Below are 23,613 nucleotides of genomic sequence, written 5' to 3'. Positions count from 1 at the left end.
GGGGCTACTTGGCCTTGGCGATGTCGGTGTCGATCTGCTGGGCGGTCTTCTCCAGGCCGGCCTGGAGGTCCTTGACCGCGCCCTTCTCGTACTGGTAGCCGAAGTCCTGAAGGGTCAGCTGGTACGTCGCACCGTTGACGGCCCCGTCGGAGGTGCTGGACTTCGGGTGCTGGGCGATGTCGAGGAAGGTCCTGAAGCGCGGGTCGAACTTCAGGTCCGGCGACTTCAGCGCCTCCAGGGTGGAGGGCACGTTGCGGATGCCGTTGGAGAAGGCGACGACCGCCTCCGTGTCGGTGGTCATGTACTTCACCAGCTCCCACGCGGCGTTCTGCTTCTTGCTGGCGGGGGCGATGCCCACGATGGTGCCGGAGAGATAGCCCTTGCCGTAGCTGTCCGCCTCGTCGTCGGCGACGGGCATCGGGGCGACCCCGATCTCGAAGTCGACCCCGGCGTCCTCTGCCATCCCGAGCCGCCACTCGCCGTCCAGCTGCATGGCCACCTGGCCGGTGTGGAAGGGGTGCTTGGCGCCCCACTCGTCACCGAAGGTGCCCCGGTACTTCTCCAGCTTGGCGTAGCCGCCGAGATCGTCCACCAGCTGCTTCTGATACGTGAACATCTCCGCGAACGCCGGGTCCTTGGCGATGTTGGACTTGCCGTTCTCGTCGAAGTACGTGTGGTCCCACGAGGACAGGTAGTGGCTGGCGACGGTCTCGTAGCCGTGGAAGTTCGGCATGAACCCGAGCTGCGAGTAGCTGTCGCCCTTCTCGACCGTCAGTTTCTTCGCCACGCTCGCCAGTTCGGACATCGTCTTCGGCGGAGCGGTGATCCCGGCCTTCCTGAACGCGTCCTTGTTGTAGTAGAGGCCGTAGGCGTCCGTGAGCAGCGGCAGGGCGCAGCGCTTGCCCTCGAACTGGGTGTAGTCGAGGAGGACCTTCGGGAAGGTCTTCTCCAGGTCGAGCTTCGACTTCTCGATGAACGGCTTCAGATCGGCGAACGCGCCCGACGAGCAGAACTTGCCGACGTTGGCGGTGGTGAACGAGGAGACCACGTCGGGCCCGTTCGAACCGCCCGCGCGCAGCGCCTGGTTGAGCTTGTCGTCGTTGATGTTGCCGGAGACCTTGACCTTGATGTTCGGGTGGGCCTTCTCGAACCGGTCGATGTTGTCCTGGACGGCCTTCACTTCGGCGGGCGAGCTCCAGCCGTGCCAGAAGTTGATCGTGGTGTTCGCCTCGGGGTCGTCGGTGGCCCCGGCCCCGGACTGGCCGGTACACGCGGTGGCGAGCACCGATATCGCGGCGACGGCGACAGCGGTGGTGGTGAGACGGCTTGTGCGCATGACGGGACTCCCAGGGACGGGGAAGTGACAGACGGCAGAGGGAAAGGGAAAGGGGAAGAGGGGAGAAGCGGGAAGGGGGAGAGCGGTGGTTCAGCGCGAGGTGTCGAACACTTCGTCGCGGGTGTCGGCGAGCGCCCGTTCCAGGGCGCCGCGCAGGACGGGGGTGCGGTCGATCTCGCCGACGACCAGCCGGGGCCGGGAGGCGGCGAGCTCGGCCAGCTCGGACTGGATCAGGGAGCGCAGGACCTCGCCGCCCGCCGCGACCGCCCCGCCGGACAGCACGATCAGCCCGGGGTCGAGGACGGCGGTGACGGAGGCGAGCCCGGTGGCCAGCCGCTGGGCGTACTGCCGCAGCAGCTCGGTCAGCGCCTCGTCCTGCTCGTACGCCTCGGCCGCCCGCGCCAGCAGCGAGGCGGCGACCCCGGCGTACGGCTGCTGCGGGGTGTCGATGCCCAGGGACTTCGCGAGCCGGGGTACGGCCTGGGCGCCCGCCAGCTCCTGGAAGCCTCCGCTGTTGGCCTTGACGACCTGGCGTACGAGGGGGGTGCCCGGCACCGGCAGGAAGCCGACCTCGCCCGCGCCGCCGGTGAAGCCCCGGTGCAGGCGCCCGTTGATGACGAGGGCGGCGCCGAGCCCTTCCTCGTTCCACAGCAGGACGAAGTCCTCGTGGCCCCGGGCCGCGCCGAGGCGCTGCTCGGCGACGGCGACCAGGTTGACGTCGTTCTCGTACTCCACCGGCATCGGCAGGGACGCGGCCAGCTCCTCCAGCAGGGTGGGGGAGTGCCAGCCGGGAAGATGCGAGGCGTACCGCAGCCGCCCGGTGCCCGGGTCGAAGGCGCCCGGGGTGCCGATGACGACCCGGTGGACATCGGCCCGCGTCAGCCCGGCGTCCTTCGCCGCCCCGTCCAGCGCGTCGGCGACCTGCCGCACCACGCTGTCGGCGCGCCGCCCCGGGGTGGCCAGCTCGAACTGTCCGACCGTCCGACCGGTCACGTCCGCGACGGCGGCGACGATGCGCCGCGCGTTCACGTCGAGCCCTGCCACATGGGCGGCCCGCGCGTTCACCGTGTAGAGCTGCGCGCTGGGCCCGGGCCGCCCCTCGCTGGTCCCGGTGGCGACGACCAGACCGGCCGCCTCCAGCCGGGCGAGCAGCTGGGAGGCGGTCGGCTTGGAGAGTCCGGTCAGCTTCCCGATCCGGGTCCGCGACAGCGGCCCGTGCTCCAGCAGCAGATCGAGGGCGGCCCGGTCGTTCATGGCCCGCAGCACCCGGGGGGTGCCCGGAGTGCCCGGGGAGCCGGGTGGGCCCGGAGTGGTTCCCGCCATCGTGGATGCACCGCCCTCTGTCAGGAACTCACGTCCGTGACTCTGTTAGGAAAGTTTCCTATTCGGTTGAGAGGACCGTAGGACGCAGGTCACCCGGGCGTCAATGGGAACCGCCCGTCCGGCTGCGAAAGTGTCGCCTCGCACGCGAACGCCTCCGGCCGACGCCCTGGGATCCAGGGCGTCGGCCGGAGGCGCCGGGTGAACGTCCTACTTGGCCAGCGTGGTCGGCGGTATCGGTGTGGCCGCCAGGGACTGCGGGGAGGTGGCGGACGCGTACGCCGAGGGGGCGGCCACTCCGGCGGTCGGGTCGGGGGTGCTCCCGCCGTCCGCCTGGGCCGGGACCGCGCCGATCATCGAGATTCCCGCGTCGTCCAGCGCCTGCTTGATCCGCCAGCGCAGCTCGCGCTCCACGCCCGTGGCCTTGCCCGGCATCGTCTTCGCGGAGACCCGGACCGTCATGGAGTCCAGCAGGACCTCGTCCAGGCCCAGCACCTCCACCGGGCCCCACAGCTGCTCCGACCAGGGCTCTTCCTTCGCCAGGGTGTCCGCGGCGGCGGTGATCGCCTCACGCACGCGCTCCAGGTTCTCCGTCGGGCGCACGGTGACATCGACCCCGGCGGTGGACCAGCCCTGACTGAGGTTGCCGATCCGCTTCACCTCGCCATTGCGGACGTACCAGATCGCGCCGTTCTCGCCACGCAGCTTGGTGACCCTCAGGCCCACCTCGATGACCTCGCCTGTGGCCACCCCCGCGTCGATGGAGTCCCCGACCCCGTACTGGTCCTCCAGGATCATGAAGACGCCCGAGAGGAAGTCGGTGACCAGGTTGCGGGCGCCGAAACCGAGCGCCACACCGGCGACACCGGCCGAGGCCAGGAGCGGTGCCAGGTTGATCTTGAAGGCGCCCAGGACCATCAGGGCGGCCGTGCCCATGATCAGGAACGAGGCCACCGAGCGCAGCACCGAGCCGATCGCCTCCGAGCGCTGGCGTCTGCGCTCCGCGTTCACCAGCAGCCCGCCCAGCGCCGTTCCCTGAACCGTCTGGGCGCTGCGGTTCATCCGGTCGATGAGGTTGGTCAGGGCACGCCGGATCAGATAGCGCAGCGTGATCGCGACAGCCACGATCAGCAGGATCCGCAGTCCGGTGCTCAGCCAGGTGGACCAGTTCTCCTCGACCCAGCCCGCGGCGTTCCCGGCCTGCTCGGCGGCTTCACCCAGCGAGTCGGCCGGCCCGGGCGACGGGGCTGCGGCCAGGAGGGCGGACAGGAACACGGCAGGGACCTCCAGGAGGACGAAGACGGACCGGCAGAGCTGACAACGGTTGACCAATAACACTAACGAAGCCGGGGGAGTGGATCGTTGCAGTCGCGGGAGGAGAGACAGGTCTCATCGGGGACACCTGGGCTGTGGCCGATCGCACAGCGCGGACGGCCGCCCTGGTGAGACACCCGCCCGGTGCCCGGAAACGGCACGCGGCGCCCGGGGTGAGGAAAATCCTCCCGGCCCGTTACCCGTACGTGGTGGCGCTTTGACCAGGCATGAGGAGAGACTGAGATCGGATCGTCCCGGCGCGAGCCACGCGCCGCCGGCGTACAAGGAGGCATCCACCGTGCCGCACGTCCTGGTTCTCAACGCGTCGTACGAGCCGCTCGGCGTCGTACCGCTCCGCCGCGCGCTCGTCCTCGTCCTCGAAAACAAGGCCATCTGCCTTGAGGAGTCCGGCGCCTTCCTGCACAGTGCCACCCGTGCCGTGCCCGCGCCCAGCGTGGTCCGGCTCAAGCGCTTCGTCCGGGTCCCCTACCGGGGGCCCGTCCCCCTCACGCGCCGGGCCCTGTTCGCCCGGGACGGGGGCCGCTGCATGTACTGCGGGGCCGCCGCGACCAGCGTCGACCACGTCATCCCGCGCAGCCGCGGTGGACAGCACGCCTGGGACAACGTGGTGGCTGCCTGCCGCCGCTGCAACCACGTCAAGGCCGACCGCCATCTGCCCGAGCTGGGCTGGCGGCTGCGCCATCAGCCCGCGCCGCCGACCGGCCTGGCCTGGCGGATCATCGGGACGGGACACCGCGACCCGCGCTGGCTGCCGTATCTGCAACCCTTCGGCGCGGACGACGTGATGGCCCGGATCGACGGCGTCTCGGCCTGAGACCCGGGCCTTCGCCGTCCCCGGGCCCGCCGGTGCGGTGAGGCCGTTCCCCGGCCCGCCGTACGTATCAGTCGTCCGCCACCGCGTACGCCTCCACCGACCAGAGCGAGTAGCCGTACTCGGTCGCCCGGCCCTCGCCCTGCACCCGGACGAACCGGGTGTCCTTCGCGTCCATCCGCACCGACTCGCGCCCGCCCCGGCCCTCCCGGACGGTCGCGGCGCTGCGCCAGGTGCGGCCGTCGGCGGAGACCTGTATGCGGTAGCGGGAGGCGTACGCGTCCTGCCAGTTCAGCACGACCTGCCCCAGCCGAACCGGCCGCTCCAGCTCCGCCTGCCACCAGGCCCCGTCCTCCGCCGGTGAGGACCACCGGGTCTCCGGATCACCGTCGGAGGCCGCCGACGCCGGGAAGTCCGGGGTCTCGTCACCCGACGAGGACGCCTTCGCCGTACGCGCCAGATCCGGGCCGCCGGTACGGGGGAAGGCCCGCACGGTCAGCGTGGACTCCTGGCCGCCGAAGGCCAGCGGCACCTCGTACTCGCCCGCCGGGGTGTCCGCCGGGACGGTGATGTCCACGGGCACCTCCGTACGTGACCCGCGCGGCACGGTCGTCTGCTTCGGGACCCGCACCTCGATGCCCTCGGGGGCCTTCGCGGTGAGCCTGCCCTTCACCTCGGCCGGTCGCTGCCCGGCCAGCCGCGCCGCGACCCGCTGGGGTTCGCCGCCGATCTCGGCGTCCGTCTCGCGGCGCGCCAGGTCGAGCGTGGCGGCGGGCTCGTCCCCGAACCACGGCACCAGGGCGCGCACCCGCGGGGCCGCCGCCGCCACGGCGGGAGAGGGGGGCAGGGGCGGGTTCAGATACGAGGGCGGGGCATTGCGGGCGGCCTCCGGCACGGTCACCCGTACGGCGTCGGCGCGCAGCCCCTTCGCTGCGGTCTGGGTCCAGCCGCTCGGCGAGAGCTGCCCCAGCGCCCGCCAGCCCTCACCGGGCACATGGGCCTCGACGACCGCGCCGGTCCCGGTGGCCCCGGGCTCGGCCAGCGCCGTGACGGCATCCACCGGGCGGACCCCGTTCAGCCGGACCGTATAGCTGTGCGCGTCCTTCGTGACCCGGCCCGGTGTGCGGTCGGTGCCGTTCCACCCGGCGGACGCCTTCGCCACCTTGTCCAGGAACGGGTCCAGGACGCCCTTGCCGACGCTCGCCCCGCTCGCCGTGATCTCCTCGCGCAGCGGCTCCAGGGCCAGCTGGGCCCGCCAGGCCGCCGCGCCGTCCCCGGCCGCCTGGGCCTGGAGCAGGTCCACGGCCAGCTCACCGGCCAGGCCGTAGCGGGCCAGCTGCTCGGTCCACGGGCGCACCTCGTCGGTCAGCCGGCCATCGGCGGGGGTCTTCAGCCGCTGGGGGGCCTGCCGCATCACGGAGAAGGCCGCCCGCAGGTCGCGGGCCGCCCGGCCGCGGGCGGGGGCCTCGGCCGCGCGGGTCTTCCAGAAGCCGTCGAGCAAGGGCTGGAGGTAGGCGGACTCCTGCGCTCCGAGCACCGAGGCCGCGCTGTTCCCCGCGAGCGCCCGCAGCGCGTCCCGGGCCCCCGCGTCCCCGCCCGCCAGATCGTCGATCGCCGCCCGCCAGGACTCCTCCGGGCGGTATCCCTTCGGGTTCCAGGCGAAGTCGGCGGCCGTGAACAGCGGGATGCGGGAGGCGGACGGCTGCTCCATCGCATTGGCCAGGAGCGCCGCCGAACCGCTCGCCACCGCCGGGTCCCGGCCGGTGTACGGGCCGAGGAAGATGCGGTCCTGGGCGTAGTCGTTGACGGGGTAGTTGTCCATCGTCACCAGCGGATGGCGGAACGCGGCGCGGGCCCCGGCCAGTTCGCCCCCGGTGATGGTCTTCGGCACCACCCCGACCCCGGTCCAGGCCACCTGCACCCGGTCGTCCAGTTCGGCGGCGAGCGCGGTGCGGTAGTCGGTGGCCCCGTCCTGGTAGAACTCCGTCGGCAGCACGGACAGCGGGGCCGCGTCCGGGTGCTGTTCCGCCAGATGCCGGGCGACCGCGCCCGCCACCCGGGCCTGCGCACGGGCCGCCGCCTTCGGACCGCTGCCGAAGGTCTCCGCGTCCAGATCGCAGTGCCACTCGCTGTAGCTGACGTCCTGGAACTGGAGCTGGAAGACCCGGAAGCCCAGCGCCCACATGGCGTCGATCTTCTTCGTCAGCGCCCGGACGTCCTGGTCGGATGCCATGCACATCGCCTGGCCGGGGGAGAGCGCCCAGCCGAGCGTGACGTGCTCGGCGCGCGCCTGCTCCGCCAGCGCCCGGAAGTCGGCGCGCTGGTCGGCCGGATACGGCTCGCGCCAGCGCGCCAGCCGGTACGGATCGTCGCCCGCCGCGTAGAGGTACCTGTTCTGCTTGGTGCGGCCCATGAAGGAGATCTGGGCGAGCCGCTCCTCGCGGGTCCACGGCTGCCCGTAGAACCCCTCCGACAGCCCGCGTACGGCGGTTCCCGGCCAGTCCCGCACGGTGACGCCCGCCACCGAACCGCCGGAGATCAACTGACGCAGCGTCTGGACGGCGTGGAACAGGCCGTCCCCGCCCAGCCCGTCCAGCGCGACCGTGCCGCGCCCGGCCACCCGGCCGACGGCGATCCGGTAGCCGCCCGAGGGCAGGTCGGCCCGGTCGGGCGCGCGCAGGGCCCGCAGCGCCTCGCCCGCGCCGGTGCCGCCGAGCCGGACCACGGGCCCGCTGCCCGGCAGACTTTCGTGCAGGGTCCGGACGCCCGCCCCGCGCAGCAGCGAGCGCGTCTGCTCCACGGCGTACGGATCGGCGTCCGGTGCGGCGACGAGGGTGGCCTCGGCGCCCAGCGGCACGGCGGGTCCGGTGCTCCTGATGCTCTGCGGCCGGGGCCACACGGAGGGCGGCTGCGCGCTGTCGGAGCGTTCGGCCGACCCGGTGACGGGGATGGCGGGGTCGACGGGGGCGGCCGTCGCGGCCGGTGCCACGGAGACGGAGCCGAGGAGTCCGCCGATCACGGCGGCGGCCACGGCCGTCGCCTGCCTTCTGCGCCCGATCCGCACGCTGCGCTCTCCTTCGTCCGTACCGACTGCTCGTAGCGGGGTCCGAGCCCACCACCCGGGCGCGGGGGTGTCAATGCGCACGGCCGCTCTGTCGCATTTGCCGGGAATCATGACACCTTCGGGCCTGATGGGGCTGGTGTGGCTGCCGGGAGTGGCTGAAATCGGCCCACACCTGCGGGATGGGGGAACCAGATGTGACCCAGAGCACGTTGGGCTCGTTGTCATAACGCCTACATCACGTCCACGTCTGCGGTCGCGAGGCCTGGGTAGGTCTGCTGTGTCCTGTTCTCCATGGCCAGGAGGCCACCATGCCCGCTTCCGCGCAGCTCCTGCTCTCCGCCCTCTCCAAACAGGTACCCGCCCAGGCCGTTTCCGCGCCGCTGACCAGTGAACCTCCGCTCACCGATGTCGCCCACCTGATCAGCGGGCCGCCGCTCGCCGATGTCTCCCTGCTGCTCGGCGGGTCCACGTTCGCCGACGCCGCCCCCCTGACCAGCGAGCCGCCGCTCGCCGATGCCACCCCGCTCACGAGCGAGCCGCCGCTCGCCGCCGTCGCCCCTCTGACCAGCGAGCCGACCGCACCCGGCACCGCAGGGGGCTTGGAGTTCCCAGGAGTCTGAATGGGCTTGTCCCGGCTCGCCGCACTGCACGGTGTCGCCACCTCCTACTCCCCGTCGCCGGATGTCACGGTGTCCGTCCCCGACGACACGGTCATCGCCGTGCTCGCCGCGCTGGGCGTGGACGCCGGCACCCCGGCGGACGTACGGAAGTGCCTCGTCGCCGCGGAGTCCCGCTCGCACCTGCTGCCGCCGACGGTGGTGGTCTGGTCCGGCGAGCCCCTGCCGCCCGCCCTGACCCGCCTTCCTTCCGGCTCGACCGTCACGGTCGAGCCGGAGTCGTCGACGCCCCCGGGGCGGCGCCCGGGCCGCGCTCCGGCCCCGCTGAGCATGCGGGTGCGGGGGGCGGCGCCGGGCGCTCCCGCGCCTTCCGTCGAGCCCGTGCCTCTCGCCGGACCCGTGACTTCCGCCGGGCCTGTGCCTTCCGCCGAGCCCGTGCCTCTCGCCGGGCCCCTGCCCTCCGCCGAGCCCGCGCCCTCCGAGGCGCCCGTGCCCTCCGCTGAGCCTCTGCCCTCCCCCGCGCCCGCGCTCTCCGCCGCGCCCCGGAGCGCCGAGCGTGCCGCCGCTCAGCCGGGCGGCACGGGTGCGGTGGAGCCTCCGTCCGCCCCCGGCTGGTGGGTCGCGCCGCCCCACGGTGTCCATCGCCTCCACGTCCGTACGCCGGACCACCGCCGGGCCACCGCCACGCTCGTCGTCGCCCCGGCCCGGGCGCCGCAGCCGGCCGGGCGCGCGCACGGGTTCCTGGTGCAGCTCTACTCGCTGCTGTCCGCCCGCTCCTGGGGCATGGGAGACCTCGGGGACCTGGCCGACCTCGCCGCCTGGGCCGGGCGCACGCTCGGGTGCGGGTTCGTCCAGGTCAACCCGTTGCACGCGGCCGTTCCGGGGCGGCCCACCGACCCGTCGCCCTACCGCCCCTCCTCGCGCCGCTTCCCCGACCCGGTGCACCTGCACGTCGAGTCCATCCCGGAGTACGGGCACGTACGCGACCGGGCCACCCTGGACGACCTCCGCCAGGACGCCGCCGCGCTCAGCGAGGCCGTGCTGAACAAGGGCGCCCTCATCGACCGGGACGCCGTCCGGGAGCTGAAGAGCCAGGCCCTGGAGCTCGTCGTCGAGGTGCCGCTGACCCCCGGCCGGCGCGCCGCCTACTGCGACTTCCTCGCCGAGCAGGGCCAGGCGCTGGAGGACCACGCCCTGTGGTGCGCGCTCGCCGAGGTGCACGGGCCCGACTGGCGCGGCTGGCCCGCCGCCCTGCGCGACCCCCGCTCCCCGGGCACCGCCCGCGCCCGCTCCGAGCTGCTGGACCGGGTCGACTTCCACTGCCGCCTCGCCTGGCTGACCGCCACCCAGCTCGCCGCCGCCCAACGGGCCGCCGAGGACGCCGGGATGGGCGTCGGGATCGTCCACGACCTCGCCGTCGGCGTGCACCCGTCCGGGGCCGACACCTGGGCCCAGCAGGAGGCCTTCGCCCACGGCATGTCCGTCGGCGCGCCCCCGGACGCCTTCAACGCGCGCGGCCAGGACTGGGGCCTGCCGCCCTGGCGCCCCGACACCCTCGCCGCCACCGGCTACGCCGCCTACCGGGGCCTGCTGCGCGGGCTGCTGGCCCACGCCGGGGCTCTGCGCATCGACCACGTCATGGGCCTGTTCCGGCTCTGGTGGGTGCCCGAGGGCCGCCCGCCCACCGACGGCACGTATGTCGCGTACGACGCCGAGGCGATGCTCGCCGTGCTCGTCCTGGAGGCCCACCGGGCCGGTGCCGTCGTCGTCGGCGAGGACCTCGGCACCGTCGCGCCCGGCGTCCGTGAGGCGCTCGCCCGGCGCGGGGTGCTCGGCACCTCCGTGCTCTGGTTCGAGCGCGACTGGGACGGCGACGGCCGCCCGCTCGCCCCGGAGAAGTGGCGCCGGGACTGCCTCGCCACCGCCACCACCCATGATCTGCCCTCCACCGCCGCCCGGCTGACCGGCGATCACGTGACCCTGCGCCACCGCCTCGGCCTGCTCACCCGCCCCCTGGAGGAGGAGCTGACCGGGGACGCCACCGACACCGCCGAGTGGCTGGCCCTCCTCGCCCGGCTGCGGATGCTCCCCGAGGGCGACGGCGACGAAGAGGCCGCCGTCCGCGCCGTCCACCGCTTCCTGCTGCGCACCCCCGCCCGGCTGACCGGCGTCTGGCTCCCCGACACCGTGGGCGACCGCCGCCCGCAGAATCTCCCCGGCACCTGGGACCAGTACCCCAACTGGCGCCTCCCGATCGCCGACCCGGAGGGCCACCCCGTCACCCTGGAGGAGATCACCGCCTCGCCCCGCCTGCACGCCCTGATGGCAGTCCTCGGGCCCCGGAAGCCCCGTACGGCACCCCCGGGCGAGCGCCCCGCCTAGGCGTTCGCTACGTTGGCACCGTGGACAAGAAGAACGCTATGCGCGCCGGCGTCGTTGCGGCCGGGACGACGCTGATGATGCTGCTCATGTCGGCCCCGGCACTCGCGCTCACGCCCGACGACGGTGACGATCCGGGTCCGGGCCTCAGTGCGATGGAGACCATCGGTCTCTACGTCGTCGCGCCCATCGCCCTGTTCCTGGTGATCACGGGCCTGGTCATGGTCCTGGACAAGTCCAAGAAGCAGGTCTGACCCGCACACGTACGACGGGTGCGCCGCCGGTAGGAGCTACCGCGCGGCGCACACGTGCGTCCGGCTCCGGGCGGGGCCGGTAGGTTGCGCCCATGACCGAGTGGGACGTCAAGAAGCTCCGCATCCTGCGCACCCTGCGCGACCGGGGCACGGTGACGGCGACCGCCGAGGCGCTCCTGATGACCCCCTCCGCCGTCTCCCAGCAGCTCACCAACCTGGCCAGGCAGCTCGGCGTGGAGCTGCTGGAGCCCCAGGGCCGCCGCGTCCGCCTCACCGACGCCGCCCACCTCGTCCTGCGTCACGCGGAGGCGGTCTTCGCCCAGCTGGAGCGGGCCGAGGCCGAACTGACCGGCTATCTGCGCGGCGAGGCCGGTGAGGTCAGGGTCGGCGCGTTCTCCACCGCGGTGCCCGCCCTCGTCGTACCCGCCGTCCGGCTGCTGCGCGCCGAGGAGCGCCCGGGACCCGACGTACGCGTACGGGAGGCCGAGGCCGCCCAGGCGTACGAGCTGCTCACCGCGGGCGAGGTGGACCTGGCCCTGTCGCTGGCCGCGCACGCGCCCACCGCCCGCGACCCCCGCTTCTCCCTCTTCCCGCTGCTCGCCGACCCGTTGGACGTGGCGCTCCCGGCCGGTCACCCGCTGGCCGACGCGCCCGCGCTGCGCCTGGCGGACCTGGCCGCCGACCGCTGGATCTTCGGCGGCTCGGGGCCCTGGTCGGAGATCACCACGGCCGCCTGCGAAGCCGCGGGTTTCGTCCCCGAGCAGGCCCACAGCGCCGCCGGATGGACCGCCATCCTCGCCCTCGTCGAGGCGGGCATGGGGATCGCGCTGGTCCCCCGGATGGCCGCCCGGGAGCGGAGCGAGGGCGTGGTGATGCGGGTACTGGAGGCGGACCAGCCGCGCCGCCATGTGGTGGCCGCGGTCCGGCACGGGGCGGAGAGCGGCCCGGCGGTGGCGCGGGTGCTCGCGGCGCTCGCACAGGTGGCCCGTACGTTCAGTTGAGCTGAACAGTATCTGCGAAAACTTTCGATGGACCTGATGGTTCCGGTCGCGCGAGGGTAGGGGCATGACCTTCGACGCGAGCGAGACCGCATTCCAGGACTCCGACACCGACCCTCATGCCAATGACGCCGCGCCCTACGGCGGCGGCGACCCCTACGCGGACTACCGCGAGGCCGGGGACCTCCCCTTCATCGAGCTGGTCGACCTCGCCGACCGCCGCCTGGGCGCGGGCGTGATCGCCGCCAACGACGAGTTCTTCGCCGAGCGCGAGAACCTCCTGATCCGCGAGCGCGCCGTCTTCGACCCGGAGCACTTCGGGCACAAGGGCAAGATCATGGACGGCTGGGAGACCCGCCGCCGCCGCGGCGCGGCCGCCGAGAGCCCCTTCCCGGCCCCCGAGGACCACGACTGGGCGATCGTCCGCCTCGGCGCCCCCGGCGTCATTCGCGGCCTGATCGTGGACACCGCCCACTTCCGCGGCAACTACCCGCAGCGCGTATCGGTGCAGGCCACCTCCGTCGAAGGCGCCCCGAGCCCTGAGCAGCTGCTCGCCGACGACGTGAAGTGGGAGGAGATCCTTCCGCCCACCCCCGTACGCGGTCACGCCGCGAACGCCTTCGAGATCACCGGCGGCCGCCGCTACACCCACATCCGCCTCTGCCAGCACCCCGACGGCGGCATCGCCCGCCTCCGCGTGCACGGCGAGGTCGTCCCGGACCCCGCCTGGATCGCCGCGCTCGGCACCGTCGACCTGATCTCCGTGCTCAACGGCGGTACGTACGAGGACGCCTCCGACCGCTTCTACTCCTCGCCCACCCAGATCATCCTGCCGGGCACCTCCCGCAAGATGGACGACGGCTGGGAGAACCGCCGCCGCCGGGTCCGCGACACCAACGACTGGGTCCGCTTCCGCCTGCCCGCCCAGGGCGCGGTCCGCGCGGTCGAGATCGACACCGCCTACCTCAAGGGCAACTCCGCGGGCTGGATCGCCCTCCAGGGCCGCAACGGTGACACCGGCGAGTGGTTCGAGATCATCCCGCGCACCCGCCTCCAGCCCGACACCCCGCACCGCTTCGTGCTGCGCGCCCAGGCCGTCGTCACCCACGTCCGCCTCGACGCCTTCCCCGACGGCGGCGTGGCCCGGATGCGGCTCCACGGCAGCCTCACGGAGTCCGGCACGGCCGAGCTGACCCGCCGCTACGAGGAGTCGGGCGCGTGACCCCGTAGGGCCTGCCGGCACCCCCCGCTCCGCCCGGCGGACGGTTGCGCTCCTGCGCCCGCCCGCCGGGCGGTTTCCAACCCGACAGGCGCTCAGGCCCGGCCGGGCATCGACCCTCCCGTGGCCCGCGACCGAAGCTTGCGACGACCCTTCGGGCCGTGGGCCACGGGAGACCTCACGGGTACGGACACACAGCGAACGCGCGGGCGTACGGCAAAGGGGCGCCCCTTCGCCGCGGCGCGTTCGCCACGACGAAGAGGACGCCCCCAGGGCCGTACGTACCGCTACGCGGTGGCCGCCGCCGCGTCCGCGGCCTGGGCCTTCAGCGCGCGCTCCACGCCCGACCGCGACTCCGACATCAGTCGGCGCAGGCCCGCGCTCGGCTCGGCCGAGGCCAGCCAGGCGTCGGTGGCGTCCAGCGTCTCCTGCGAGACCTGGAGGGCCGGGTAGAGGCCCACCGCGATCTGCTGGGCCATCTCGTGGCTGCGCGAGCCCCAGACGTCCTTCACCGCGGCGAAGAACCTCTCCGTGTACGGGGCGAGCAGCTCGCGCTGGTCCGTCTGGACGAAGCCGCTGATGACCGCTTCCTGGAGCGAGTTCGGCAGCTTGTCGGACTCCACGACCGAGGCCCACGCCTGCGCCTTGGCCTCCTCCGAGGGCTGGGCCGCCCGCGCCGAGGCCGCGTGGCGCTCGCCCGCCGCCGTCTTGTCGCGCTCGTACTCGGCGGCGATCTCCTCCTCGTCGAGCAGGCCGACGGCCGCGAGCCGCTGCACGAACGCCCACCGCAGCTCGGTGTCGACGGCCAGGCCCTCGATGGCCTCCGTGCCGTCCAGCAGCGACTGGAGCAGATCCAGCTGCTGCGGGTTGCGGGCGGTCGCCGCGAACGCGCGGGCCCACGCCAGCTGGTGGTCGCTGCCCGGCTCCGCCGCCCGCAGGTGCGCCAGTGTCGCGTCCGTCCACTGGTTGAGCGCGGCCTCACGGGTCTCCGGGGCCGCGTACAGGTCCAGGGCCAGCTTCACCTGGCGGTGCAGCGACTGCACGACGCCGATGTCCGACTCCTTGCCGATGCCCGAGAGCACCAGTGCGAGGTAGTCGCGGGTCGCCAGCTCGCCGTCGCGCGTCATGTCCCAGGCCGAGGCCCAGCACAGGGCGCGCGGCAGCGACTCGGTGAAGTCGCCCAGGTGCTCGGTGACGACCCGCAGGGACTCCTCGTCCAGGCGGACCTTGGCGTAGGAGAGGTCGTCGTCGTTGAGCAGGATGACGGCCGGGCGCGCCTTGCCCTCCGGGAACGGCACGGTGGTGCGCTCGCCGTCGACGTCCAGCTCGATCCGGTCGGTGCGGACGAGCTTGCCGTCCGCGTTCAGGTCGTAGCAGCCGACAGCGATCCGGTGCGGGCGCAGCGTCGGCTCGCCCTTGGCGCCGGCGGGCAGCGCCGGGGCCTCCTGGAGCACGGTGAAGGAGGTGACGCGGCCCTCGGCGTCGGTCTCGACCTCCGGGCGCAGGATGTTGATGCCCGCGGTCTCCAGCCACGCCGTCGACCAGGTCTTCAGGTCACGGCCGGAGGTCTCCTCCAGCGCGCCCAGCAGGTCGGACAGACGGGTGTTGCCGAAGGCGTGCGCCTTGAAGTACGCCTGCACGCCCTGGAAGAACGCGTCCATGCCGACGTACGCCACGAGCTGTTTGAGCACGGATGCGCCCTTGGCGTACGTGATCCCGTCGAAGTTGACGAGGACGTCGTCCAGGTCCCGGATGTCCGCCATGATCGGGTGCGTGGAGGGCAGCTGGTCCTGCCGGTAGGCCCAGGTCTTCATGGAGTTGGCGAACGTGGTCCAGGCGTGCGGCCACTTGGAGCCCTCGGCGTACGCCTGGCAGGCGATCGAGGTGTAGGTGGCGAACGACTCGTTCAGCCAGAGGTCGTTCCACCACTCCATCGTCACGAGGTCGCCGAACCACATGTGGGCCAGCTCGTGCAGGATGGTCTCGGCCCGCACCTCGTACGCCGCGTCCGTCACCTTGGAGCGGAAGACGTACTGGTCGCGGATGGTCACCGCGCCCGCGTTCTCCATCGCGCCCGCGTTGAACTCCGGGACGAAGAGCTGGTCGTACTTGGCGAACGGGTACGCGTAGTCGAACTTCTCCTGGAACCAGTCGAAGCCCTGCCGGGTGACGGCGAAGATCTCGTCCGCGTCCAGGTACTCCGCCAGCGAGGGGCGGCAGTAGATGCCGAGCGGAACGGACTGGCCGTCCTTCTCGTAGCTGCTGTGCACCGCGTGGTACGGGCCGACGATGAGGGCCGTGATGTACGTGGAGATGCGCGGCGTCGGCTCGAACGTCCAGACGTCGCCCTTCGGTTCCGGCGTCGGCGAGTTCGAGATGACCGTCCACCCGGAGGGGGCCTTCACGGTGAACTGGAACGTCGCCTTCAGGTCCGGCTGCTCGAACGAGGCGAACACCCGGCGGGCGTCCGGGACCTCGAACTGCGTGTACAGGTAGGCCTGCTCGTCGACCGGGTCGACGAACCGGTGCAGCCCCTCACCGCTGTTGGTGTACGCGCAGTCCGCGACGACCTTCAGCTCGTTGGCGCCCTCGCGCAGCTGCGGCAGCGCGATCCGGGAGTCGTGGAACACGGCGGCCGCGTCCAGCGCCTCGCCGTTGAGTACCACGTCGTGGACGGCGGGGGCGACCAGGTCGATGAAGGTCTCCGCACCGGCCTCCGCGGAGTCGAAGCGCACGGTGGTCACGGACCGGTAGGTGCCGCCCTCCTGCGCTCCGGAGAGGTCGAGATCGATCTCGTACGCGTCCACGGTCAGCAGGCGCGCCCGCTCCTGTGCCTCTTCGCGGGTCAGATTCGTGCCAGGCACGCGGTCATCTCCTTGGTGTGCTACTTGGTATGCGGCGTTTCCGGCCATCCTTCCACGTGCCGCGCTCCCAGCGCGATGTCCGTTTTCCGCCGGACGCGGACGGCTCCGGGGGACAGGCTCGGACCATGACCGGATACGAGCCCCGCCCCATCACCCCCGCCGCCCTCGCCGAACTCCGCGCCACCGACGACGCGGGCCGCCCCTGTGCCCCGTACCCGGAGACGGAAGGCGGCGCCCCCCTGCGCTGCTGCCTGCGCCGCAGCGAGCCGGGGGAGCGCATCGCCCTGGTCTCCTACGCCCCGCTGCGCCGCTGGGCGGCCGGGACCGGGGCGAGCCCGGGGGCGTACGACGAGCAGGGACCCGTCTTCGTCCACGCCGAGGAGTGCGCGGGCCCGGACCCCGCACGCCGGGGCTACCCGTTCTCACGCCCCGGCGCCCTGCGCACGGTGCGCCGCTACGACGCACGCGGGCACATCGCCGGCGGTCGGCTGCTGGAGATCCCGGCCGACGAGGAGAAGGGCTTCGACGCGGCGTTCGACGAGGCGTTCGCGGACCCTGAGGTGGTGCTGGTGCAGGTCCGGGCGGTGGAGTACGGGTGCCTGCTCTTCGAGGTGCGGAGGCCGTGAGGGCTTCCTCACCGGGGGTAGCACCTCTGTGCCACCACGGGTAGCATCGAGGGTATGAAAATCAGTGTGAGCCTGCCGCAGGAGGATGTCGCCTTCGTCGACGAGTACGCCGCGAAGACCGACGCGGATTCCCGGTCCGCGGTGATACACGCCGCGATCGAGCTGTTGCGCGCCTCGAACCTGGAGGCCGAATACGAGGAGGCCTTCGCCGAGTGGGACAAGAGCGAGGACGCCGACTTCTGGGACCGGGTCTCGGGCGACGGGCTCACCGATGCGGCGCGGTGACATCTACCTGATCGACTTCGAGCCGGTCCGGGGCAGTGAGGCGAACAAGGCCCGCCCGGCGCTGATCGTGTCGAACGACGGCGCCAACGCCACCGTGGAGCGGACGGAGCGCGGTGTTCTGACGGTCGTGCCCATCACCTCCAACACGGCGCGCGTCTTTCCCTTCCAGGTCCTCCTGCCGGCGGCCGAGTGCCACCTCGCGGTGGACAGCAAGGCCCAGTGCGAGCAGGTGCGCGCCGTCTCTCCGCAGCGGCTGATGCGCCGCATCGGCAAGGCCCCCCGGCAGCGCATGGCCGAGGTGGACGTGGCCCTCAGGCGGCACCTCGCCCTCTGAGGGCATACGGAAGGGGCGGCCACCGGTCTGTCCGGTGGCCGCCCCTTCCCGTACGCGTACGACTTCTGGTCAGCCCTTCGGCTCGGCTCAGCCCTTCAGCTCGGCCGCCACCAGCTCCGCGATCTGCACGGCGTTCAGCGCCGCGCCCTTGCGGAGGTTGTCGCCGGAGACGAAGAGCGCGAGGCCGTTCTCGACGGTCTCGTCGACCCGGATACGGCCGACGTACGAGGCGTCCTTGCCCGCCGCCTGGAGCGGGGTCGGGATCTCGGAGAGCTCGACGCCCTCGGCGTCCTTCAGCAGCTCGTAGGCGCGCTCGACGCCGATCGGGCGGGCGAAGCCGGCGTTGATCTGGAGCGAGTGGCCGGAGAAGACCGGGACCCGCACGCAGGTGCCGGAGACCTTCAGCTCCGGGATCTCCAGGATCTTGCGGGACTCGTTGCGGAGCTTCTGCTCCTCGTCCGTCTCGAACGAACCGTCGTCCACGATCGAACCGGCCAGCGGCAGCACGTTGAAGGCGATCGGGCGCTTGTAGACCGCGGGCTCGGGGAAGTCCACGGCCTCGCCGTCGTGGGCCAGCTTCTCCGCCTCGGCGACGACCTTGGACGCCTGGCCGTGCAGCTCGGCGACGCCGGCCACGCCGGAACCGGAGACGGCCTGGTAGGTGGCGACGGTCAGCGTTTCGAGACCGGCCTCCGCGTGCAGCGGGCGCAGCACGGGCATGGCGGCCATCGTGGTGCAGTTCGGGTTGGCGATGATCCCCTTGGGGCGGACCCGGGCCGCGTGCGGGTTGACCTCGGAGACGACGAGCGGGACCTCGGGGTCCTTGCGCCAGGCGGAGGAGTTGTCGATCACCACGGCGCCCTGGGCGGCGACCTTCTCGGCCAGCGCCTTCGAGGTCGCGCCGCCCGCGGAGAACAGCACGATGTCCAGGCCGGTGTAGTCGGCCGTGGCGGCGTCCTCGACGGTGACGCCGGCGCCCTGCCAGTCGATCGTGGAGCCCGCGGACCGAGCGGAGGCGAACAGCCGCAGCTCGTCGACCGGGAAGTTCCGCTCGGCCAGGATCCTGAGCATGACTGTGCCGACCTGACCGGTGGCTCCGACGATTCCGACCTTCACGGGGACTCCTCTGTTCTGTACACCTGTGCGTCTGTGCGGTCCGTATGCCGCTCCATGATGCGTATGTCCCGGCACGCCTTGTCCAATCCATTGTCCGACCTGCGGACTCTCCGCGCTGTGACAAGGAACACGCACAGCGGGGCGGGTGCTCGTGAAGAGCGCCCGCCCCGCCGCCGGTCAGAACTTCTCAGGACTTCTCAGAACTTCTCAGGAGTGATCCGTTACGGCGTGACCTTCTCGATCACGACGCTGCCGGTGCCCGCGGCGGTGCCGCGGCCGTTCACCAGCTGGACCTCACCGAAGAACTGCCGCCCCTCGGGAGCCGCACCGGCGACCACGACCTCGGCGCCGATCTGCGCCGAGGCGCCGTTCGCCAGGCTGTAGGTCTTCGTGGTGTCGACCTTCAGGGTGCCGAGCGAGGCCGCGTAGTACACGTCGCGGTAGTCGTACGTGGTCGACCCGGACGGGACCGAGTAGCCCTCGACGATCACCGTGTACGTACCCGCGGCCGGCTTGGTCAGGCTGACCTTCTCCTCGGAGCCGGCGGAGGTCCCGCTGCCGACCTGGGTGGCGCCCCGGTAGACGTACAGGTCGAGGTCGGCGTTGGCGTCCGACGGGCCGCCGATGGCGAAGTCGAGGCGCTCGACGCCCGCACCGATGGTGACCGTGGTCTGCCGGGTCTGGCCCGTGGAGATCGACGGCTTCTCGACCTTGGCCGAGCCGAGCGCACCGCCCTTGAGCTTGCCCTCAAGGGGCGCCGCGCCGTTGGTGACCTTCCAGTCCACCGCGGCCGGGGTGCCGATCTTCGCCTCGTCGATGGTCTGCACCGCCGGGTCGAAGGAGGCGCCGAGCAGCGAGACGTCCAGCTTGAACGGGTTGGCCAGCAGCGGCGACGTACGACGCGACTCGACCTCGATCTCCCACACGCCGGGGTACGGGTCCTTGTAGGAGCGCACGTCCGGGCGGCAGGTGTTGGCCGGGTTCTCGTAGTTCGGGTAGCAGTTGATCGTGGAGGTGGGGTCGACCGGCGTCCCGTACGGGTGCAGGGCGATGAACCGGGTCTGGCTGCCCGAGCGCAGGGCGCTGAGGGCGACCTCAAGGGTCTTGGCGCCCTTCGGCACGTTGATGAAGTACGAGGTGGTGCCGTTGCGCTGCACCGAGCTCGACGACTTGAACGCGTAACCGGGCTCGGTCAGCTCGTGGGCGACGACGACCGTGGAGAGGACCTGGTGGTCGATGCCGACGGTCTTCTTGTCGTCCAGCCGGAGGATGGCGCTGTGCACGCCCGCCTTCTTGGCCTTCGCCGTGACCTTCAGCTTCACCGGCACGTCGAGCGGCAGCGAGACGAACTTGGGGCTGCTCAGCTTGAAGGTGCCGTTGTTGTTCTTCCACGACAGCTTGTGCCGGACGTTGCGGTCCGGGCCCGTGGTGCGGGTGACGGTGATCTCGTAGACCTTCGTCTCGCCGACCTTGAGGCCGCCCTCGCGGTCGTAGAGACCGGTGCCGAAGCCCGGGTCCTTGAGCGCGAAGTCGATCGCGGTGTCGACCGGGGCCTTCACCTTGTACTCGTGCGCCGGGTTGCCCTTCTTGGTGATGAGCTTCCAGGCGCCGCGGATGTTCATCAGACCGGAACCCTGGGCGTGCGCGGGCACGCCCTTGATGTGGGTCGCCGAGCTGGTCAGCGCGGTCCGCAGGTCGGCCGGGGGCAGCTCCAGGTTCTTCTGCTTCGCGGCGGAGAGCAGCAGGGCGGCAGCGCCCGCGGCCTGCGGCGAGGCCATCGAGGTGCCCTGGAGCATCGAGTAGCCGGGCGGCAGGGCGTAGCCCGCCTCCTTGACCGGACCGCCCGGGGCCCAGGTCTGGGTGGTGTTGATCGACGCACCCGGGGCCGAGATGGTCGGCGTGAAGCCGCCGTCCTCACGCGGACCGCGCGAGGAGAAGGGGAGCATGTCGTACTTCTTGGTGACCCTGGAGCCGTAGTTCGCGGCCCACGTCTCCTTGGAGATCGACGCGCCCACCGAGATGACGTGGTCGGCCAGGGCCGGGTCACCGATGGTGTTGAGGCCCGGGCCGCTGTTGCCGGCCGAGATGACGAGCTGGACGCCGTAGATGTCGACGAGGCGCTTGTAGAGCTCGGCGCGGGCGTTGTTGCCGTCGTTCAGCGGCGGCAGGCCGCCGATCGACATGTTGACGATGTCGACACCGCGGTTGACGACGAGGTCGATCATGCCCTCGGTCAGCGCGATGTTGGTGCAGCCGCCGGACCAGGTGCAGGCACGCGAGGAGACGACCTTGGCGCCGGGCGCCGCGCCGTTCATCTTGCCGCCGAACAGGCCGTTGGCCGCCGTGATGCCCGCGACGTGCGTCCCGTGCGAGCCCTCGATCACGCCGATGTTGACGTAGTCGGCCTTGGCGCCCGATGCGTTGTAGACCACGTCCTTGCGGGTCTCGACGACGAACGGGATGCGCTCGACGATCTTGGTGCGCGGGTCGTCCTCACCGAAGTGGGCGACCTGGAACTTGTCCTTGTACGGCTTGAGGGCCTTGTCGTCCGAGAAGTCCGCGTTCTCGTTCAGGTCCACCCGTACGGTGCCCTTGACCGGGTCGTACAGCACGCCCCAGACGTCGGTGGTGTCACCGTCGCGGTTGAGGTCGCCCGCCATGTCGCCGCCGGTGGTGGCCGACTCGGCGAAGGTGGCGAACCTGAAGCTGCCCTCAGGGGCCGCGTAGGTCTTCCCGCCGGACGTGAACGTCGGGCCGGTGACGGTCTGCGACATCCGCAGCCAGGTGCCGTCGCCGTCGTTCACCGGGTCGGTCGCGGTCACCCAGTCGACGATCTTGCGCTCGCCGGTGGTGGTCTTCTTCAGGGCCGGGTGGCCGAGGTCGACACCGGAGTCCAGGACACCGATGGTGATCCCGCGGCCGTCGGCCTTCGGGTTCTTCTTGACGAAGGAGACCGCGCCCGTCTCGAAGGACGGGTTGTACGGGTTGGCCGCCGGGGTCTTCTTGCCCGGCGCCGGGTAACTTCCGGCGACCTTACGCTGCTTGGCCCCCGCGGCCCGGTCGCCCGAGGGCGTCGGGTCGTCCAGCTTGATCTCCTGCTTGAGATCGATGCCGAGGACGGACTTGAGCTTGGACGCCTTCGCGATGGTGGTCTCGGCGGTGCTGGTCGGCACCGTCGCCCGTACGTAACCGAGCTTGTCGTAGGTCTGGCCGAGCACGGAGCCCTTGACGGCGTCCAGCTGCTCGGTGACCTGCTCGGTCGCCCCCGGCTTGGTGGCGATCATCATCGTGACGTTCTTCTCGCCCTTGGCCTCGGCCTTGGCGAGAACCTCGGCGTCTGCGGTGCCGAGCTTGTCGCCCCGGTCGCTCGTGGCGGCCGGTTTGACGGGCGCCGGAGCCGGGTCGTCGGCGGCGAACACCGGAGCGGCACCGGTGGCGGCGATCGCGGCCGCCAGGCCTGCTGCGGCCGCGATGCGGGCAGCGCGTCTCGCTCCGGGTATGGAACTGGGGGATTCCTTGGTCATCAGCATCCCTGTTAATTGAAAGAGAGAGTCCGGAATTCGGTACCGGATGACCGCTCACCCTGTCGTAAATGACAGAGGTTTGTGGAGAGTTGACGGAGACGAGTTGGCGACATGGCAGAGATCCGCCACTGGGGGTAATGCGCCACGAGGGATGAATGAGGCGAAAGGGGGCGCGGGAAGGGTGAGTTCGGACCCGTGGTCCGGACCAGTGGCACCGAGGGCGTTCAGGCCGGCGGCGCCGGGGGCGTCCGAGCCGGTCGCGTCGGGGGCGTCCGAGCCGGTCGCGTCGGGGGCGTCCGAGCCGGTCGCGTCGGGGGCGTCCGAGCCGGTCGCGTCGGGGGCGTCCGAGCCGGTCGCATCGGGGGCATCCGGACCAGCGGCACCGGGCACGTCCGGGTCGGTGGGACCGTGGGCGGCTCGCGGCCGCTCAGCGCGGCAGCACCATCACGTACGCGGCGGGCTCCCGGTCGGCCGCCGCCATCAGGGCCGTCCGGACCACCGTCGCCTGCTGCTCGGCCGCCTCGCGCAGCTTCCTCGGGGTGAGATGGACGACCGTCACCCCGAGCCGCTCCAGATGCTCCCGCTTCGCGGCGTACGCGGACCACTGCGGGTCCTCCCCGGCCCGGCCTCCCCGGCCCGGCGCGCCGGACCGGGGCGCCCTGGTGTCCAGCTCCACCGCGACGGCGTGATCCGGCCAGTACGCGTCGATCCCGCCCAGCCGGGGGCCGCCCGGCAGCCGCAGCTCCACGTTCCACAGCGGCTCCGGCAACCCGTGCTCGCGCACCATCGCGTACAGCCGCCCCTCCGCCACCGCCCGGCCCTCGGCCAGCAGCGCGTCCACCGCGCCCACCACGGCGGGCCGCCCCAGCAGCTTCGCCGCGCTCAACTCACGTACCACAGCGGCTGGTTCGCTGTGGCCGCCGCGCACCGCCTCGGTCAGCAGCCGCTGGACGTCCGCCGCCTCGTCCAGCCCCGCCACCGCGTCGGCCAGCGCCCGCTCGACCGGGGCGACGGGGACCCGGCCCACCCGCACCGCCGTCGGCAGCGCGGCGGCCCGCAGCACCTCGACGAACCGGGTGGAACGCAGCCGCCGGGTGCGCGGGACCAGCACGTCGATCCGGTGCAGCGTCCCCAGGTCCGGCACGGTGGCGAAGCCGTACAGCGCCAGTGCCGCGACCCCGGTGACCATCGCCTCGCCGTATCCCGGGTCCTCCGGCCCGGCGGGCGCGCGGCGCGCGGAGGCCGGGGGGCGGCCCGCGTACAGCAGCGCGCCGTGCAACCGCTCCTGGCCGGTGGGCGGTCCGGGGTGCAGGAGGTAGACCCCCGGCAGCATCTGCTGCCAGGGGCCGCCCGGCAGGCACTGCGCGGACGTCTGCGCGGCGGAGACGCCCCGCGCCCGCAACTGGGCGGCGGACAGGACACGCTGGGTGACCTCCTGGACGGGAAGCGGGAGGCGGCGGGAGAGTGGGGTGTTCTGGGTCATGTCCCGGGGTTTCCCGCCCGGCGAGGGTGCCCTAACCCCCTGTTACAC

General features: G+C 72.3%; 17 protein-coding genes. 9 read left to right on the top strand and 8 right to left on the bottom strand.

Annotated features, from left to right (window positions below; translation table 11 throughout):
* Positions 1 to 4: 4 nt before the first annotated feature.
* The 3 genes from ACZ5WC_RS24705 to ACZ5WC_RS24695 all read right to left on the bottom strand — a co-directional run bounded on the left by ACZ5WC_RS24705 (position 5) and on the right by ACZ5WC_RS24695 (position 3,931).
* A complete protein-coding gene (locus ACZ5WC_RS24705; RefSeq protein ID WP_468542836.1) occupies positions 5 to 1,336 on the bottom strand; it encodes an ABC transporter substrate-binding protein in 1,332 nt (443 codons plus the stop codon).
* 90 nt (positions 1,337 to 1,426) lie between these two features.
* On the bottom strand, positions 1,427 to 2,659 hold the full coding sequence (locus ACZ5WC_RS24700) for an ROK family transcriptional regulator (RefSeq protein WP_468542835.1): 1,233 nt from the start codon (positions 2,657 to 2,659) through the stop codon (positions 1,427 to 1,429).
* Between the two features lie 207 nt (positions 2,660 to 2,866).
* Positions 2,867 to 3,931 carry a mechanosensitive ion channel family protein gene (locus ACZ5WC_RS24695; RefSeq protein ID WP_468542834.1) on the bottom strand — a complete coding sequence of 355 codons (1,065 nt, stop codon included), beginning with the start codon at positions 3,929 to 3,931 and terminating at the stop codon, positions 2,867 to 2,869.
* A gap of 337 nt (positions 3,932 to 4,268) precedes the next feature.
* On the opposite strand from ACZ5WC_RS24695, the gene ACZ5WC_RS24690 reads away from it, so the two are divergent.
* On the top strand, positions 4,269 to 4,805 hold the full coding sequence (locus tag ACZ5WC_RS24690; RefSeq protein ID WP_006124472.1) for an HNH endonuclease: 537 nt from the start codon (positions 4,269 to 4,271) through the stop codon (positions 4,803 to 4,805).
* Positions 4,806 to 4,872: 67 nt separating this feature from the next.
* Here the strand turns inward: ACZ5WC_RS24690 and ACZ5WC_RS24685 are convergent, their stop codons facing one another.
* On the bottom strand, positions 4,873 to 7,866 hold the full coding sequence (locus ACZ5WC_RS24685) for a beta-N-acetylglucosaminidase domain-containing protein (protein WP_468542833.1): 2,994 nt from the start codon (positions 7,864 to 7,866) through the stop codon (positions 4,873 to 4,875).
* Between the two features lie 308 nt (positions 7,867 to 8,174).
* Between ACZ5WC_RS24685 and ACZ5WC_RS24680 the strand changes: the two genes are divergently transcribed.
* From ACZ5WC_RS24680 to alc, 5 genes are all read left to right on the top strand, one after another.
* Complete coding sequence (locus ACZ5WC_RS24680; protein WP_096631124.1) at positions 8,175 to 8,486, top strand: hypothetical protein; 312 nt, start codon at positions 8,175 to 8,177, stop codon at positions 8,484 to 8,486.
* Positions 8,487 to 10,865, top strand: coding sequence for a 4-alpha-glucanotransferase (malQ, locus tag ACZ5WC_RS24675; RefSeq protein WP_468542832.1), 2,379 nt, complete (start codon positions 8,487 to 8,489; stop codon positions 10,863 to 10,865). It begins immediately after the preceding gene.
* Between the two features lie 38 nt (positions 10,866 to 10,903).
* Complete coding sequence (locus ACZ5WC_RS24670; protein WP_311122830.1) at positions 10,904 to 11,116, top strand: hypothetical protein; 213 nt, start codon at positions 10,904 to 10,906, stop codon at positions 11,114 to 11,116.
* A 92-nt stretch (positions 11,117 to 11,208) separates the two neighbouring features.
* Positions 11,209 to 12,117, top strand: coding sequence for a LysR family transcriptional regulator (locus ACZ5WC_RS24665; RefSeq protein ID WP_468542831.1), 909 nt, complete (start codon positions 11,209 to 11,211; stop codon positions 12,115 to 12,117).
* A 64-nt stretch (positions 12,118 to 12,181) separates the two neighbouring features.
* Entirely contained in the window at positions 12,182 to 13,336 is a 1,155-nt protein-coding gene (gene alc, locus ACZ5WC_RS24660) for an allantoicase (protein ID WP_468542830.1), read from the top strand.
* Positions 13,337 to 13,620: 284 nt separating this feature from the next.
* Here alc and pepN read toward each other — a convergent pair whose 3' ends face one another.
* Positions 13,621 to 16,197 carry an aminopeptidase N gene (gene pepN, locus ACZ5WC_RS24655; protein WP_468542829.1) on the bottom strand — a complete coding sequence of 859 codons (2,577 nt, stop codon included), beginning with the start codon at positions 16,195 to 16,197 and terminating at the stop codon, positions 13,621 to 13,623.
* A 125-nt stretch (positions 16,198 to 16,322) separates the two neighbouring features.
* Here pepN and ACZ5WC_RS24650 point away from each other — a divergent pair, with 125 nt between their 5' ends.
* From ACZ5WC_RS24650 to ACZ5WC_RS24640, 3 genes are read left to right on the top strand one after another with little or no spacing between them, the layout of a single operon-like run.
* Positions 16,323 to 16,823 (top strand): DUF1203 domain-containing protein, encoded by a 501-nt coding sequence (locus ACZ5WC_RS24650; protein WP_468542828.1) that lies wholly within the window; start codon positions 16,323 to 16,325, stop codon positions 16,821 to 16,823.
* Positions 16,824 to 16,877: 54 nt separating this feature from the next.
* Positions 16,878 to 17,108 carry a ribbon-helix-helix domain-containing protein gene (locus ACZ5WC_RS24645; protein ID WP_096632821.1) on the top strand — a complete coding sequence of 77 codons (231 nt, stop codon included), beginning with the start codon at positions 16,878 to 16,880 and terminating at the stop codon, positions 17,106 to 17,108.
* Complete coding sequence (locus ACZ5WC_RS24640; RefSeq protein ID WP_468542827.1) at positions 17,095 to 17,442, top strand: type II toxin-antitoxin system PemK/MazF family toxin; 348 nt, start codon at positions 17,095 to 17,097, stop codon at positions 17,440 to 17,442. Before ACZ5WC_RS24645 ends, ACZ5WC_RS24640 begins: the two co-directional genes overlap by 14 nt.
* Positions 17,443 to 17,529: 87 nt before the next feature.
* Here ACZ5WC_RS24640 and ACZ5WC_RS24635 read toward each other — a convergent pair whose 3' ends face one another.
* From ACZ5WC_RS24635 to ACZ5WC_RS24625, 3 genes are all read right to left on the bottom strand, one after another.
* A complete protein-coding gene (locus tag ACZ5WC_RS24635; protein ID WP_468542826.1) occupies positions 17,530 to 18,558 on the bottom strand; it encodes an aspartate-semialdehyde dehydrogenase in 1,029 nt (342 codons plus the stop codon).
* Between the two features lie 221 nt (positions 18,559 to 18,779).
* Positions 18,780 to 22,088 carry a S8 family serine peptidase gene (locus ACZ5WC_RS24630; RefSeq protein WP_468542825.1) on the bottom strand — a complete coding sequence of 1,103 codons (3,309 nt, stop codon included), beginning with the start codon at positions 22,086 to 22,088 and terminating at the stop codon, positions 18,780 to 18,782.
* A 421-nt stretch (positions 22,089 to 22,509) separates the two neighbouring features.
* Complete coding sequence (locus ACZ5WC_RS24625; protein ID WP_468542824.1) at positions 22,510 to 23,565, bottom strand: hypothetical protein; 1,056 nt, start codon at positions 23,563 to 23,565, stop codon at positions 22,510 to 22,512.
* Between the last annotated feature and the right edge of the window lie 48 nt (positions 23,566 to 23,613).

The sequence above is a fragment of the Streptomyces sp. NPDC033165 genome, assembly GCF_055577965.1.
Note: the sequence above shows the minus strand (reverse complement) of the source record. Positions and strands in the feature narration are given on the sequence as shown.